We start from the raw sequence: 15,326 nt of genomic DNA, 5'->3' as shown, positions 1-15,326 counted from the left end.
ACTCTTGTACAAACCACAACCTGATTTACGCTACAGGGAGTCAAACGGGAGGATAAGTGGCCGTAAATATATGATGCCAATCGAATAGCTTTTTGGGGTTTCGGATATACTTTCCCTACGCTGTGTAAATAAGGATATCACTGTGACAACACGACATTTGATAAGCCTGGTGACTGGGGTACTGTTCCTTTCCATCCTCGCGCCTGTAGGTTTAAGCCTGTGGCTGGCACATCGTCAGGTCGAAACGAAATTTATCGATGAACTCGATATGTTCTCAACTCGAGTCGCATTACGTACGGAACGCGTAGGCGAGCAGGCGAAAAAAGCATTACGCAATATTGAAGCTTTTCAGGGAGTGCCTTGCAGTGACGAGCATTTGCTGGAAATGCGTCGTTTGTCCTATAGCTATCGCTATATTCAGGAAGTGCTGTACCTCAAAGATAACGTTCCACAATGTTCATCCCTGGAAAAAAGAAGTAAGGCCGCCGCGTTTCCATCAGCGATGAAAGTCACGCCTGATGGATATCGCGCATGGCTTACTACGCAAAACGATTTAGGTATCAAGCGTTTTATGGCGGCATTAGGGAGTGAAAATTATGTTGTGATGGTCGATCCGGGCTCTTTCATTGACGTCATCCCGTTTGGCTCATGGCCGATTGAAGTCACTATCATTGGAACCGTGCGCAACATAGTCGTTGCCAGTAGCGCCAACCTGCCATCGGACGTTTTACAGCATGTAAAACAAGAGAGCTCGATTACCCATTTTCAGAAGGATGGCAATATTTTTAACGCTCGCCCCTTCCCGGAACTGGGTATCACGATCGTAACCTGGGCATCTACCCTGCCGTTACAAAAAACCTGGCACCGACAGGCGCTGATCTGGCTTCCGGCAGGCATTCTTATCGGATTGCTCACCGCCGCCTTTGTTTTGCGCATTTTGCGCCGCTTACAGTCGCCCCATCACCAATTACAGGACGCTATCCAGCATCGGGATATCAAGGTCTACTACCAACCGATTATCTCGCTCAAAACGGGAAAAGTCGTCGGGGCTGAAGCACTGGCTCGCTGGCAACAGGCTGACGGAAGCTATCTGTCGCCAGAAATTTTCGTCGCGCTGGCGCAAGAGACCGGGCTGACAGAGCCTCTCACACGATTGATTATTGAAAGCGTATTTGAAGATTTAGGTAAATGGCTGCGTCAGCATCCGGAGCAGCATATATCCATCAATCTTGAGTCAGCCGATCTCGCCTCCGAAACGCTTCCTGCTCTGTTAAGCCAGAAAGTGAACCACTGGCAACTTAAGCCTACGCAAATCGCGCTGGAACTAACCGAACGCGAGTTTGCCGACCCGAAAAACAGCGCGCCGTTTATTGCTAAATACCGTCAGGCAGGCCACTCGATCTATATCGATGATTTTGGCACCGGCTATTCCAGCCTGAGCTATTTACAGGATCTGGATGTCGACATCCTGAAGATAGACAAATCGTTCGTTGATGCACTGGAGTACAACAACGTGACGCCGCATATCATCGAGATAGCAAAAACGTTGAAGCTGGAGATGGTGGCGGAAGGTATCGAAACCGAGAATCAGGAAGCCTGGCTACGCCAGCATGGCGTGCAGTACGGTCAGGGCTGGCTTTACAGCAAAGCGCTGCCGAAGGCGGAATTTATTCTGTGGGCAGAAAAACGGCTTTAACATTGCTGTTGATGTTGAGATGGCTGGCGGCACGCCGCACAGCCAGTCACATCACTCTTCCATAATGGGCGCAAATCCACCGTAGATCATTCGCTTGCCATCAAATGGCATAGATTCACCGAACTCCTTCATACGGGGATCGGACATCATCTTCTGATTCGCCGCATCGCGGACCTCTTTGGAAGGGTATTCAATCCAGCTGAATACCACTTCTTCATGCTCCTGTGCTTTCACAGCCATGCGAAAATCGGTCAGTTTGCCGTCGGGGACATCATCTGCCCAGCACTCCACTACGCGCAATGCACCGAACTCCTTGAAAAGCGGAGCTGCTTTTGCCGCCATCGCAATGTACGCCTCCTTGTTTTCAGCGGGTACGGCAACCACAAAGCCATCAACATACTTCATGAGAAAAACCTCCGAAGTGTACTGCGCGGCAAGCCGATTCCGGCCGCGTCAGTCGAGGTTAAGTTTAGTCGCCAGTAGGCGATCGCGCCCCAGGTGCATTCCTGATACGCGTACGTGACTGCGGCTGATGCCGAAACCACGGCAGGCAAAGCTGAATCAACGGTCCGATAGCCAAGGCATACAGCACCGTACCAACCCCCACGGTTCCCCCCAGCAGCCAACCGATAAGCAGCACCGACACTTCGATTGCGGTTCGAATTCGTCGTACTGGCCAGCCGGTACGCGCGTGGATACCGGTCATCAGACCATCACGCGGACCGGCGCCAAAACCTGCGCCAATGTACAGGCTGGTTGCTAACGCATTCAATATTACCGCTGACACCAGCAGCCCACTGCGCGCCAGCAGGGATTCAAATCCAGGAATCACCAGCAGCGCGGCATCTGCCGCCAGCCCGATCATAATCACGTTGCTCAGCGTGCCAAAGCCTGGACGCTGGCGTAACGGTATCCACGCCAGCAACACCAACACGCCAACGGCAATAATCACCACGCCGATATTCATCGACAATAAATTGGCTACACCCAGGTGAAACACGTTCCACGGATCGGCCCCTAAATCAGCACGGACAAACATGGCCGTCGATACACCGTACAGCGCCAGCCCGATATATAACTGAAGTAAAAGACGCAGCATGCATTTCCCTCCCACTCTCGGATAACTTTCATCTTCACCGCAATTGGCACTATGATTAATGTCCAGTTTTCAAAAAGTGGACTGCTATGTCATCTCGCCGTTATGGAAGTCAGTCTTTGCAACGCCTGCTCGGACACTGGCTGGAAAGCCCCTCGCGAACGCCCATCTGGCGACAGCTGGCAGAAGCGTTACGTCTGCTTATTCTCGATGGTCGACTGGCGCTGGATAGCCGCTTACCGGGTGAACGCGAGCTCGCCGTCGTCCTGCAAGTAAGTCGAACTACCGTCGCCAGCGCTATGGCGCAACTGCGTGAAGAAGGATATCTGGAAAGCCGTCATGGTAGCGGTTCACGGGTGATCCTGCCGGAACATATTCGCCATGTGCCAACCCGGACCAGTACCGGCACAGCACTTGATTTGTCCACGGCGGCTCTAAGTGCCGGTCCCGAAATTCATCAGGCTTACCAGCAGGCGCTGTTTGCTATGCCACAGCATTTGCTGAGCTCCGGGTATCTGCCGCAGGGGTTGTCGGTATTACGTGAATCCATCGCCCGGCATTATTGCGATCGCGGGCTCCCGACGCAGCCCGATGAAATCATGGTCGTGAATGGTGCAGTCAGCGGCCTGGCGCTGATCCTGCGTTTGCTCACCGGCCCCGGCGATCGCGTAGTGGTAGATCACCCCACTTATCCGCTGGCGATTGCCGCGATTCAAGGCGCATCCTGTCGCCCCGTCGGCGTGTCGCTACCCGAGCACGGTTGGGATACCGCGGGTCTGGTCGCCACCATCGCGCAAACCGCACCGAGAATGGCCTACCTGATGCCGGACTTTCACAATCCGACCGGGCGTTGCATGGACGCTGCAACTCGCCAGGTCGTGGCGGATCTTGCCGAACGAACCCGCACTACCCTGGTGGTCGATGAGACGATGGTGAACCTGTGGTATGACGCCCCGCCGCCGCCGCCGCTTGCCGCATTCAATCGCGACGCGCCGATCATTCTGTTGGGTTCGGCCGGGAAAAGCTTTTGGGGGGGATTACGTCTGGGCTGGATCCGGGCGTCGGCGCGAACCATTGCGGCGCTGGTACAAACCCGCGACACCTTCGATTTAGGCTCCCCGGTGCTTGAACAACTTGCCACCAGCTGGCTGCTGGATAACGCCGCCGACTTTCTTCCTGACAGAAGACGGCTACTCACATCGCAGCGCGATCTGTGCTCGAGCCTGATGAACGCACATTTCCCGGAGTGGCAGTTTACCCAGCCACAGGGAGGACTCTCTTTTTGGGTTGAACTGCCCGATACGCTGGCAACGCTATTCGCTACGCGCGCCGAAAGCGTAGGCATTCAATTAGGAACCGGTACTCGGTTTGGGCTTGATGGCGCATTCGATCGTTTTTTGCGTATGCCTTTCACGTTGCCGGATGACACAGCGCGTGCCGCCTTCAGGGTGTTACAACCCATTTGGGATAACCTGCGTTTGCAGGCCAGCAGCGGGAAAGTACGCAAAATAATCTAAGCGACGAGTCAAAGGACTCGCCCTTATAAGCCGGGATGGATGATAGAGTCCCGGTGATATTACCGCTGAGGGGGAACCGGAAAACCCTTCAGTGAAATCACGAAATTTTCACCGTCTTTCTTAATTTTTGCCCCAGCATCACACCAGTCGGAGGCAATACGGAAGAACTCGTCGCTGCCGACATTCCAGCTCAGGCGGACATGTTTCACATAACCGGAGCGTAGTAAATCACAAGCTTCGCCGTAATTACTGGCGGTTGAGAGCGGTTGTTGTTTCATTTTTTCTTCTTCAGTAGTCTGCGCAATGCTTTGATTTCTTTAGGAGTCAGTGCTTCAACTACGGACTCTTCCGTATGCTGGCTATCGATATCCTCAGCGGAGACTCCCGCCTCTTCAACGGCGGTAAACGCAATCAGCAGCAGTTTTTCCGTCGCAACACTTAAATTTTCGTTATGCACTTCAGCGTAATGGCGAAGCTTTTCTTTTAGCGCCTCATCAATTTTGACATTCAATACAGCGGTCGACATCGTAGAAAATCCTTGTGGTCAGCCAAAACACACCGGATGTAAGACCCTGTCGTTACAGCGCGATGGCGGCGGCAAAAGCAACAAATAACATCCCCGAAACACATTGACAGCATTTGATGACAATAAAATGACAATACGATGACAAAGAAAAGAAGATAAGAAGAAGGGAAATTGCCGGACGGCAGAATTGGGTGGGGGCCCTGCCAGCTACATCCCGGCACACACGTCATCTGCCTTGGCTGCTTCCTTCCGGACCTGACCTGGTAAACAGAGTAGTGTTGCGGGAGAACCAACAGAGCCCCCATTGAGAGCGTTGTTAACCAACGCGCAGGCGCATTATCACTGCTGCACCCTGTAATTGCAACCCATCCAGCATCGGATGCTGTTTTCTTGTGCAATGCGGCTTCACTCCCTCGCCATTCGGCATTATGCTGGAGGATTAGCGCAGGAATAAATAATGGATATACAAGACACTTTCCCCCAACGCGTCTGGCAAATCGTCGCGTCAATCCCCGAAGGTTTCGTCACCACGTATGGCGATGTTGCCAGGCTTGCCGGTTCGCCGCGCGCTGCGCGCCAGGTCGGCGGCGTGCTTAAGCGTCTCCCCGAAGGCAGCACTTTGCCCTGGCATCGGGTGGTTAATCGTCATGGTGCCATTTCGCTGACCGGCCCCGACTTACAACGGCAGCGTCAGGCGTTGCTGGCAGAGGGAATAGTGGTTTCAGGAAGCGGGCAGATAGATTTACAGCGCTATCGCTGGGTGTACTAACCCTCTCCAGGCGGAGAGGGTTACGACTGCCTTAGTACTGCGTGGGAGCAGGAACGGCAGAAGAAGGATTCACCTGGGTTGGTGACGTTGACGGCACCGTGGTGGCTGCCCCACCGCTTGCCTGAACCGGTACTGCTGTTTGCTGTACAGGGACCAGCGTCAGGTCAGCTTTCGTACCACCCTGATTAATGACCGTCTGAACGGTATCAGTAATAAAGACCAGTTTGTCATTAACCGTAATTGCCGCACTCAGCAGAATACGGGCGTTAGGCTGAATATCTGCCGGGTTAAATGGTAATACAAAGCTGAATGGCGCCTGCTTACCTTCAGTACGGACCGCTTTTTGCGACAGCACTTTTGACGGTGCATCGGCCAGCGACGCATCTGACAGCGTGACGGTCAGCACCGCATCGGGTGGCAAGGCCACTTTCTGGCGGATCCATACCGTACCAGAAACATTTGGCTGTTGAATTTTAGACTGTGTGTCAGCAATTGACGTATTAGGGTTTGGCGCAGGTGTCTGAATATCTGCACTTTTATCAGCACAGGCCGCCAGAGCGACCGCAACCGCTAAACCACTTACCATGTGCACGAGTTTCATTAAATTCTCCTTATCATCTATGCACCAGCGAGAACTATCCTCGCCAGAAGAGTGGTTAACAAAAACATAACGTGACTAAGTGTGGCACAAGACAGCTGTTTTTGCCTGTAATAGGCCTTTAATTCAGACAATTGCACCCATCGGACCACTTTCAAAATTGCGTTATACTCTGCCTACCTCGCTGCGAGATCGATATAATCTGGAGAGCACGTATGAGTCTGGCGCTGAAAAATTTGCTGACATTGTTAAATCTGGAAAAAATTGAAGAAGGACTCTTTCGGGGCCAAAGTGAAGACTTAGGGTTACGTCAGGTTTTTGGGGGACAGGTTGTCGGTCAGGCGCTGTATGCCGCCAAAGAAACCGTACCGGAAGAGCGTCTGGTGCACTCCTTCCACAGCTACTTTTTACGCCCCGGCGATAGCCAAAAGCCCATCATCTATGATGTTGAAGTCTTGCGTGATGGTAACAGCTTCAGCGCGCGCCGCGTTGCCGCAATTCAGAATGGTAAACCCATTTTTTACATGACCGCCTCTTTCCAGGCACCGGAAGACGGATTTGAACATCAGAAAACCATGCCGGATGCGCCGGGTCCCGATGAGCTGAAATCAGAAACAGAAATTGCCCGCTCAGTGGCGCATTTACTGCCGCCGCTGTTGAAAGAAAAATTTATCAACGATCGTCCGTTGGAAGTGCGCCCGGTTGAATTTCATAACCCCTTAAAAGGTCACGTCGCACCTCCGGCGCGCCAGGTATGGATCCGTGCAAACGGCGAGCTGCAGGACGATCTGCGCGTCCATCAATATCTGCTGGGTTATGCCTCAGACCTGAACTTCCTGCCTGTAGCGCTGCAGCCGTACGGGATTGGTTTTCTGGAAAAAGGGATTCAGATCGCCACCATTGACCATTCAATGTGGTTCCACCGTCCGTTCAATATTAATGAGTGGCTGTTGTATAACGTCGAGAGTACTTCGGCCTCCGGTGCCAGAGGTTTTGTACGCGGGGAGTTTTATACGCAGGACGGCGTGCTGGTCGCCTCTACCGTGCAGGAAGGGGTAATGCGTAATCGCAATTGAGAATTACCGGATGGTGGCGCAAAAGCGTTACCATCCGGCAGATTGAAACATCAAGCGTTGTAAGCGTTCTCGCCGTGACTGTTCACATCCAGACCTTCGCGTTCCTGCTCTTCCGGTACGCGCAGACCCACCGTCATATCCGCCAGCTTATAGCCAATGAAGGCCACCACGCCGGACCAGACGATGGTGATCGCCACGCTTTCCAGTTGCACCAGCAGCTGATGCCCCATGGTAACGCCCTCAGCAAATCCCACGCCGCCCAGAGAGCTGGCAGCGAAAACCCCGGTCAGGATACAGCCAACAATACCGCACACGCCGTGCACGCCAAACACGTCACACGGATCGTCCACGCGCAGAAAACGCTTCAGCATGGTTACACCCCACAGGCCAGCCAACCCCGCAACCACACCGATAATCAGCGCCCCGCCGACACCGATGTAGCCACATGCAGGTGTTACGCCCACCAGACCCGCAATAGCACCGGAACAGGCGCCCAGCAGAGACGGTTTGCCACGCAGCGCCCATTCACCGAAGATCCATCCGAGGATGGCGGCAGCGGTGGCGACCACGGTATTGACGAAGGCCAGTGCAGCAATTTCATTCGCCGTTCCCGCTGAACCGGCGTTAAAGCCAAACCAACCAATGTAGAGAATAGCGGTACCGGTGAAGACCATCGGCAGGTTATGCGGTTTAAAGGCTTCTTTGCCAAAACCGACGCGTTTGCCAATCAGATACGCGCCAACCAGACCGGCAATCGCTGCGTTGATGTGCACGACCGTCCCGCCCGCAAAATCCAGTGCGCCGTGAGAAGCCAGCAATCCGCCGCCCCAGACCATATGTGCAATGGGGATGTACGACAGCGTTAACCACACCACCACAAAAATCAGCACCGCAGAGAAACGAATACGCTCAGCCAGCGCCCCGACAATCAGCCCAACGGTGATGCAGGCAAAAGATCCCTGAAAAGCAACGTGAATGTACTGGTAGAAGCTCCCCGTGACCGCCGTCAGCGCGATGTTCTTCAGCAATACCCAGTTGAAGTTGCCGAAGAAATTATTCCCTTCGCCAAAGGCCAGTGAGTAGCCATAAACCACCCATAGAATACAAACCAGAGCGAATGTCACCGTCACCTGAGTCAGCATCGACAGTACGTTCTTACCGCGAATCAAACCGCCGTAGAACAACGCAATACCAGGGATAGTCATAAACAGCACCAGCGCGGTACAGATCATCATAAAAGCGTTATCTGCTTTATCCGCAACCGCCGGTGCCGCCATCGCCAGTCCCGGCAGTAGTGCCAGTGAAGCAATACCCGTTTTCATCGTTGCTATCTTCATTTTTTGGTTTCCTATCACTGTGTGCCAGAAGTTACAGTGCGGCTTCGTCGGCTTCGCCGGTACGAATACGAATCACACGTTGCAGCTCGGCGACGAAGATTTTGCCGTCGCCAATTTTTCCGGTGTATGCCGCCTTACTGATGACATCAATCACGCCATCCAGTTGGTCGTCGGCAATCGCCACATCAATCTTCACCTTTGGCAGAAAATTGACGCTATATTCAGCCCCACGGTACAGCTCAGCATGACCTTTCTGTCGGCCAAATCCCTTCACTTCGGTGACGGTCAGCCCCTGAATACCAATAGACGACAGTGCTTCACGGACGTCTTCCAGTTTGAACGGTTTGATTACCACGGTAACCAGCTTCATAGATCCCCTCCAGTCAGAATTCAGTAGTGGCTGCAGATACACGAGAGGAATATTGCAAGGGGTGTGCCAGGAATGAAAAACGCGGAATGATTCAGGTTCGCCGGGTACTATCGGGAGAGAAAAAGAAAAAACGCACTATAACGGTGCATAGTGCGTTACATTTTTGCACCAGATTGTTGATTGCCGGATGGCGGCGTAAACGCCTTACCCGGCCTACGATACCGCGTGGCCGGATAAGCACTGCGCCGTCAGGCGATAACAGAATCCTCTTGCGTGCTGGCGGCTAACTCTTCCCCCGCCAGTTGCAGCTGATACATCTGCCAGTAACGGCCTTGCGCCGCCAGTAATTGCTGGTGCGTACCACGCTCAACCGCCTGACCGCGATGCAGCACCAGAATGGTATCCGCATCGACAATCGTCGATAACCGATGCGCAATCACCACCAGCGTAGTGTGTTCACGGACCGCCGCCAGCGCGTGCTGAATGGCCTGTTCAGTACCGGAATCAATACTGGCCGTGGCTTCATCGAGAATCAGCACCTGCGGCGTTTCAACCAATACCCGCGCCAGCGCCAGCAGCTGTTTCTGCCCAACGGAGAGATTATTGCCCTGCTCGCCCAGCCGGGTATGAATCCCCTCGCTCAAACCCCGAGCCAGTTCTGCCAGTTGCACAGTCTCCAGCGCCTGCCAGACCCGCTCTTCTGAGATATCGCGACCCAGCGTGACGTTTGCCAGGAAGGTATCCGCCATCACCACCGGATCCTGCTGCACCATCGCGATGCCCTGACGTAACGCACCGTGGCTCAGAGAAGACAACGGACGTCCGTCAAGGCGGATTTCCCCCTGCGTCAGCGGGTAATATCCCATCAGCAGGCTGGCCAGCGTGCTTTTGCCGCTGCCTGTGTGTCCGACCAAAGCCACAAAGCTGCGCGAAGGCACGGACAGACTGATGTTTTGCAGCACCAGATTGTCGTCGCGATAGGCAAATGAAACGTTATCCACCTCAATGTCTCCGCTTTTGAGCGGGCGATCGTCTTCACCATAGCGCTGACGAGGCCCGTCCATCAGTTCGAACACTCGCTCACCAGCGACAACCGCCTGCTGCAGCATTGATTGCTGGGTGGTCAGCTCGATCAGCGGTTCGTTCAAACGGCCGAGGTAGCTGATGAACGCGTACAGCACGCCAACCTCGATGGAGGTGCCAGAGGTAAAACTGAACAGCATCAGCAAACCGCAGAGGATCAGCGCCGAGAACAGGCTCAGCAGCGGACGCAGCAAAAAACCATCCAGTCGCAGGGTTTGCATACGCGCCATATAGTGCGAGCGGCTGGCCTCGCCCATTCTCTCGCCAAACCTTGCCTGCTGGCGGAACTGCTGGATAACGCTCATGCCGTTGATGACTTCGTTAAAGCCATCGTTAATATCCGCCAGATAAGCGCGCACCCGACGCACAATCGGGGTGCTGTAGCGTTGGTAAATCACCATCACCACCAGCACGGCCGGGAAAATGGCCATTGCCACCAGCGCCATGCGCCATTCCAGGCTGAACATTGCCACTAACATCGCGCCGATTAAGGCCGCGCTGCGCAGGACCGTTGCGACCACCGTCACGTACAGGTCGCGAATAACTTCAGTATCATTGGTCACGCGGGAGATAAGCTGCCCGACGGGCTGAGTATCAAAAGCGCTGAGCGGCTGGCGCAGCGCAGCGTCCATTACGTCGGTGCGTAACTGTTGTACTACGCCAACCGCCGCCTGGTTAAACAGCAATGACTGCGCGTAATGCAGACCTGCCGCCAGCAGTTGCAGACCGACATAGGCCGCAACCAGCCCGGCAACCATCGCCAATGGCAGATTGTTCTTCGCCACCATGTTATCGATAAAATAGCTAATCAGCAGCGGACCGCTGACTTCCGCCGCAGCCGCCACCCACAGCATAACTACCGCAATCGCCAGCTGTTTTCGCCATGGGGAACCATACGCCAGCAGTCTTTTCAGAGTTGGCCATAATTGCCCGAAACTACGCATTAGCCGCCTCCTCGTTTATCTCTGGTGCATCAGACAGCGCCGCTTCAAGTTGCTGATAGCGGTACATGTCGCGATACCAACCGGGCTGTTGCACTAAAGATTCATGCTCACCGCGCTGAGCAATATGCCCATGCTGCATCACGATAATCTCGCTGGCTTCCGTCAGAGCCGATAAACGGTGTGCGCTGATAATCACGGTTCTGCCTTCGCCCCACTGGCGCAGGTTATGTAGGATCTGATGTTCGGTACGACCATCCACCGCCGACAGCGCATCATCCAGAATCAGAATTTCAGCGTTCAGCAGTAACGCTCGAGCGATAGAAATACGCTGTTTTTGCCCGCCAGACAGCATCACCCCGCGTTCGCCCACTTCGGTGTCGTAGCCCTGAGGAAGACGTAAAATATCCTCATGAACGCTGGCAAGGCGCGCCACATGCTCGATCTCTTCCTGCGTGGCCTGCGGGCGTCCTAAGGCGATGTTATTACCGACGGTATCGGAAAACAGGAATGGCGTCTGGCTGACAACCGCCAGTCGGCTGCGCCAGCTATCCAGCTGTAAGCGCGTTAATGGGATATCATGAAAGCGCACATCGCCCTGGGTGATATCAAAATGACGCTGGATCAGCGACAGTACCGTACTTTTTCCCGCGCCGGTCGGACCACAGATGCCCAGCATCTGTCCAGGTTTGAGCTGGAAATTCACATTTTCCAGCGCCGGGTGGGTGGTTTGCGGGTAACAAAATTCGCGAATCGCCACCGCCAGCTCGCCGCGTCCTTCCGGCACCGGTTCAGTACCGTCATCCACTACCGGCGCTTCTGCCAGCATGGCGCGAATTCGGCTATACGCGGCGCTGCCGCGTTCGACGATATTAAACATCCAGGCCAGCGCCAGCATCGGCCAAATCATCAGACCGAGATACATCATAAAGCTGGTGAGCTGCCCGAGCGTCAGCGAGCCGTGAACCACCATCCAGCTTCCCCCGGCAATCGCCAGCAGGTTAGCCATACCAATGGCGATATAAATCGTAGGATCAAAGCGGGCGTCAATGCGCGCCACACGCAGGTTTTTCTTACCGGTATCTTCAGCATCAGCGGCAAATAATGCCGACTGCCGATCCTCCAGCCCAAAGGCCTTGATCATACGAATACTGGTCAGGCTTTCCTGAGTACGATCGTTGAGACTGGAAAACGCCGCCTGCGCCAGCTTAAAACGGTTATGGAGTCGATCGCCGTAACGTTTGATCATCAACGCCATCACCGGCATCGGCAGCAGCGCAATGAGCGTCAGTTGCCAGCTTATCTGCGTTGACATTACGATCAGCACCGCACACCCCATTACCAGCGAATCCACCAGCGTCAGCACCCCTTCTCCAGCGGCAAATACGACGCGATCGACATCGTTGGTTGCCCGCGCCATCAGATCGCCCGTACGGTGCCGCAGATAAAATTCTGGATGCTGGCGACTCAACTGACGGTAATAATCTTCCCGCAGCTCAACCGCCAGTTGGTAGGATGCGCCAAACAGCAGCACGCGCCAGACATAACGCAGCAAATAAACCACCACGGCAATCAGGGCAATTGTCCCCACCCACATCAGCACCCGCTCGGTGGTGAAGCGTTGAGTCGTCACGCCATCCACAATGATCCCGACCACTTTCGGCGGAATAAGCTGAAGGATAGCGATGATGATAAGCAAGGCCACTGCCCCGAGGTAGCGACGCCACTCCCGGCGGAAGTACCAGCTTAATTGAGCAAATAATCGCACGCGTTATGTCCTGACAAGGTTTCCGGCAATAAGCGCCGGGAGAATTATTCAATAGGTAGAGCAGTTGTGTATTTAATCTGTTCCATGGCAAAGCTGGAGGTGACGTCAGACAGGCCCGGTACGCTGTTCACCAGGCGCTTATAGAATTCATCATAGCTTTTCATATCAGCAACCTGCACTCGCATCAGGTAGTCATACTCCCCTGCCATACGCCAAAACCCCAGAACCTCGGGCATTCCGGTCACTTCAGTGACAAAGCGGCAATACCATTCGCTGCTGTGATGCTGAGTTTTGATCAGCACAAACGCCGTTAAGCCCAGCCCCAGTTTTTCTGGATCCAACAGGGCGACTCTGCCCAGCAGGATACCGTCATCCTCGAGTCGTTTGAGACGTTTCCAGCAGGGGGTGGTAGTCAGATTAACGGCATCTGCTAATGCCTGCAAAGAAAGGGTGCAGTCCTGTTGCAGTAAGCCGAGTAGCTTGCGGTCAATTTTGTCTAACATATCCACTCCACAGAGAAGAATTTTCTCCTTACATTCTATTTTAAAGGCTAAATGGCAACAATTTTTTCCGTGCTTTTCGCTATTCTGGGCACAAAATGACAAATGGATATCTATTAATGATGAATAGCTCCTGGGTTAAAAACGCCATCAATGAAATCAACGCGGATTATCAGCGTTCTGCGGATACGCATCTCATTCGCCTGTCGCTACCGGCGTTCCCGGGCATTCAGCTCTATTTAAAAGATGAGAGCACGCATCCGACCGGGAGTCTGAAGCATCGTCTGGCGCGCTCACTGTTTCTGTACGGATTGTGCAATGGCTGGATCAAAGAAGGCACCACCATCATTGAATCATCGTCCGGTTCAACGGCGGTCTCTGAGGCTTATTTCGCTCGACTGTTAGGGTTGCCATTTATTGCCGTCATGCCTTCCTGTACGGCAAAACGTAAAGTTGAACAGATTGAATTTTACGGCGGTCGCTGTCATTTCGTGGAAAGCGCCTGCGAAATCTATGCGGCCTCTGAGCAACTGGCGCGTGAGCTGAACGGTCATTACATGGACCAGTTCACTTACGCTGAGCGCGCCACCGACTGGCGCGGCAATAATAATATCGCCGACAGCATCTTTCGTCAGATGCAGTGCGAGCCCAACCCCGTTCCCCGCCATATTGTGATGAGCGCCGGAACCGGTGGCACCTCAGCAACCATTGGCCGCTATATTCGCTGTCAGGGCTACGATACTCAACTGATGGTGGTAGACCCGGAAAACTCGGTCTTTCTGCCCTTCTGGCAGGATCGCGATGCCACGTTACGCAGTCCGGTAGGAAGTAAAATTGAAGGCATTGGCCGCCCGCGTGTCGAACCGTCTTTCATTCCTGACGTGGTCGATGAAATGCTGCGCGTGCCGGATGCCGCAAGCGTGGCCACCGCACACTGGCTGGAAACGCAGTTGGGCCGCAAGGTCGGCGCCTCTACCGGCACAAACATGTGGGGAACGCTACAACTTGCCGCCCGTATGCGCGATGCAGGCGTTACCGGTTCGCTGGTGACACTGTTGTGTGACAGCGGCGAACGCTATCTGGAAACCTACTACAACCCACAGTGGGTCGACGCGCACATCGGTGATTTAACGCCGTGGAAAGCGGAGCTTGCCCAACTACTGAACACCCATTAATGGGATAAAAAAAAGCCAGACGCGAAGTCTGGCTTGCTGGAAGGGATCTCTCATTCGGGGGAATAAGGTAGATGTGGATTGTCCAGCCAATGCGTCAAAAAGTGTGACACTGCCTGATTACGGCAATGCCCAATCACCGATAAATGAGGCAGTTCAGCAATCAGTTGCGGCATCGCGTTACCCATAATCAGGCCGCGCCCAACGCTGCCTAACATTTCGCGATCGTTCATGGCATCGCCAAACGCCATACACTCGGCCATTGAATAACCTAAATGGTCGCTCAATACCGCCAACGCGGATCCTTTATTACAGCCCAGCGGCAGCACCTCAAGGCAATCAAACGCGGAAAAACAGAGATTCGCCTGTTCACCCAGCGCTTCATTCAGTTGAATTCGCAATTGGATCAGAGAGTCATGATCGCCGCAGAAACAGACTTTCGTAACCTGATGCGCCGGAATACGTTTCACATCGACGATCTGATAGCGAAATCCGCTATACACATGCGCCTGCAGCAGTGAGGGTATCTCTTGTCCGGTGAACCAGCCATTGTCATTAAAGACATGCATGCTGGCGGTAGTGTCCCACTTCTGATGCAACACAATATCCGCGACATTCGGATCCAGATCCTGACGGTGTAACACATCGCCCTCAACAGAGTGAATGCGCGTGCCATTACCCGTGATCAAAAAGGCGTCCAGCGAGATCGAGCCTAAAATATGGCGCATCTCAAGCACATGGCGACCGGTGGCAAATGTCAGAGTAATATCGCGTTCACGCAGGCGCGACAGCGTTGAAAGCGTTTCGTCACCTAAATGGTGATTCGGCATCAAAAGGGTGCCATCCATATCAAATGCAGCCAGACGAGCCATTTCTT

Annotated in this window: 15 protein-coding genes, 1 other RNA gene and 1 pseudogene; 5 read left to right on the top strand and 12 right to left on the bottom strand. The window is 53.9% G+C overall.

Annotated elements, in window-relative coordinates; translation table 11 throughout:
- Nucleotides 1-142 precede the first annotated feature (142 nt).
- Nucleotides 143-1,696, top strand: coding sequence for a cyclic di-3',5'-guanosine monophosphate phosphodiesterase PdeB (gene pdeB / locus OGY67_RS17340; RefSeq protein ID WP_048214784.1), 1,554 nt, complete (start codon nucleotides 143-145; stop codon nucleotides 1,694-1,696).
- A 51-nt stretch (nucleotides 1,697-1,747) separates the two neighbouring features.
- Here pdeB and OGY67_RS17335 read toward each other — a convergent pair whose 3' ends face one another.
- Together OGY67_RS17335 and yczE are read right to left on the bottom strand one after the other, a co-directional pair.
- Nucleotides 1,748-2,101 carry a DUF1428 domain-containing protein gene (locus tag OGY67_RS17335; RefSeq protein ID WP_008783959.1) on the bottom strand — a complete coding sequence of 118 codons (354 nt, stop codon included), beginning with the start codon at nucleotides 2,099-2,101 and terminating at the stop codon, nucleotides 1,748-1,750.
- Nucleotides 2,102-2,165: 64 nt separating this feature from the next.
- Nucleotides 2,166-2,795 (bottom strand): membrane protein YczE, encoded by a 630-nt coding sequence (gene yczE, locus OGY67_RS17330; RefSeq protein ID WP_286574291.1) that lies wholly within the window; start codon nucleotides 2,793-2,795, stop codon nucleotides 2,166-2,168.
- A gap of 86 nt (nucleotides 2,796-2,881) precedes the next feature.
- On the opposite strand from yczE, the gene yczR reads away from it, so the two are divergent.
- Nucleotides 2,882-4,309, top strand: a complete 1,428-nt coding sequence (gene yczR / locus OGY67_RS17325) for a MocR-like transcription factor YczR (RefSeq protein ID WP_286574290.1) — start codon at nucleotides 2,882-2,884, stop codon at nucleotides 4,307-4,309.
- Between the two features lie 59 nt (nucleotides 4,310-4,368).
- On the opposite strand, the gene OGY67_RS17320 is transcribed toward yczR, so the two are convergent.
- The 3 genes from OGY67_RS17320 to ffs all read right to left on the bottom strand — a co-directional run bounded on the left by OGY67_RS17320 (nucleotide 4,369) and on the right by ffs (nucleotide 5,130).
- Nucleotides 4,369-4,587 (bottom strand): hypothetical protein, encoded by a 219-nt coding sequence (locus OGY67_RS17320; RefSeq protein ID WP_008783956.1) that lies wholly within the window; start codon nucleotides 4,585-4,587, stop codon nucleotides 4,369-4,371.
- Nucleotides 4,584-4,835: a hypothetical protein gene (locus OGY67_RS17315; RefSeq protein ID WP_003831029.1), complete on the bottom strand. Its 252-nt coding sequence runs from the start codon at nucleotides 4,833-4,835 to the stop codon at nucleotides 4,584-4,586. Before OGY67_RS17315 ends, OGY67_RS17320 begins: the two co-directional genes overlap by 4 nt.
- Nucleotides 4,836-5,033: 198 nt before the next feature.
- Nucleotides 5,034-5,130, bottom strand: an RNA gene (gene ffs / locus OGY67_RS17310) — signal recognition particle sRNA small type.
- 84 nt (nucleotides 5,131-5,214) lie between these two features.
- On the opposite strand from ffs, the pseudogene OGY67_RS17305 reads away from it, so the two are divergent.
- A pseudogene (locus OGY67_RS17305) lies at nucleotides 5,215-5,604 on the top strand (MGMT family protein).
- Nucleotides 5,605-5,635: 31 nt separating this feature from the next.
- On the opposite strand, the gene OGY67_RS17300 reads toward OGY67_RS17305, so the two are convergent.
- Complete coding sequence (locus OGY67_RS17300) at nucleotides 5,636-6,205, bottom strand: YbaY family lipoprotein (protein ID WP_032942542.1); 570 nt, start codon at nucleotides 6,203-6,205, stop codon at nucleotides 5,636-5,638.
- Between the two features lie 212 nt (nucleotides 6,206-6,417).
- Here OGY67_RS17300 and tesB point away from each other — a divergent pair, with 212 nt between their 5' ends.
- Nucleotides 6,418-7,278: an acyl-CoA thioesterase II gene (gene tesB, locus OGY67_RS17295; protein WP_003831027.1), complete on the top strand. Its 861-nt coding sequence runs from the start codon at nucleotides 6,418-6,420 to the stop codon at nucleotides 7,276-7,278.
- A 50-nt stretch (nucleotides 7,279-7,328) separates the two neighbouring features.
- On the opposite strand, the gene amtB is transcribed toward tesB, so the two are convergent.
- The 5 genes from amtB to decR all read right to left on the bottom strand — a co-directional run bounded on the left by amtB (nucleotide 7,329) and on the right by decR (nucleotide 13,280).
- The gene (gene amtB, locus OGY67_RS17290; protein WP_008783954.1) at nucleotides 7,329-8,615 is read right to left on the bottom strand and encodes an ammonium transporter AmtB; all 1,287 of its coding nucleotides are present in this window, start codon (nucleotides 8,613-8,615) and stop codon (nucleotides 7,329-7,331) included.
- A 31-nt stretch (nucleotides 8,616-8,646) separates the two neighbouring features.
- Entirely contained in the window at nucleotides 8,647-8,985 is a 339-nt protein-coding gene (glnK, locus tag OGY67_RS17285) for a P-II family nitrogen regulator (RefSeq protein ID WP_003021657.1), read from the bottom strand.
- Nucleotides 8,986-9,233: 248 nt separating this feature from the next.
- Nucleotides 9,234-11,012: a SmdB family multidrug efflux ABC transporter permease/ATP-binding protein gene (locus tag OGY67_RS17280; protein ID WP_008783952.1), complete on the bottom strand. Its 1,779-nt coding sequence runs from the start codon at nucleotides 11,010-11,012 to the stop codon at nucleotides 9,234-9,236.
- Entirely contained in the window at nucleotides 11,005-12,777 is a 1,773-nt protein-coding gene (locus OGY67_RS17275; protein WP_286574289.1) for a SmdA family multidrug ABC transporter permease/ATP-binding protein, read from the bottom strand. Before OGY67_RS17275 ends, OGY67_RS17280 begins: the two co-directional genes overlap by 8 nt.
- Before the next feature lie 44 nt (nucleotides 12,778-12,821).
- Nucleotides 12,822-13,280, bottom strand: coding sequence for a DNA-binding transcriptional regulator DecR (gene decR, locus OGY67_RS17270; protein ID WP_003831023.1), 459 nt, complete (start codon nucleotides 13,278-13,280; stop codon nucleotides 12,822-12,824).
- A gap of 116 nt (nucleotides 13,281-13,396) precedes the next feature.
- On the opposite strand from decR, the gene OGY67_RS17265 reads away from it, so the two are divergent.
- Entirely contained in the window at nucleotides 13,397-14,452 is a 1,056-nt protein-coding gene (locus tag OGY67_RS17265) for a PLP-dependent cysteine synthase family protein (protein ID WP_220471131.1), read from the top strand.
- 50 nt (nucleotides 14,453-14,502) lie between these two features.
- Here the strand turns inward: OGY67_RS17265 and cof are convergent, their stop codons facing one another.
- Entirely contained in the window at nucleotides 14,503-15,321 is an 819-nt protein-coding gene (gene cof / locus OGY67_RS17260; RefSeq protein ID WP_008783948.1) for an HMP-PP phosphatase, read from the bottom strand.
- Nucleotides 15,322-15,326: the final 5 nt, after the last annotated feature.

The organism is Citrobacter sp. Cpo015, from assembly GCF_030333035.1.
GTDB lineage: Bacteria > Pseudomonadota > Gammaproteobacteria > Enterobacterales > Enterobacteriaceae > Citrobacter > Citrobacter portucalensis.
The sequence above is the reverse complement of the archived record's forward strand: the minus strand, read 5'-3'. Positions and strand labels throughout refer to the sequence as shown.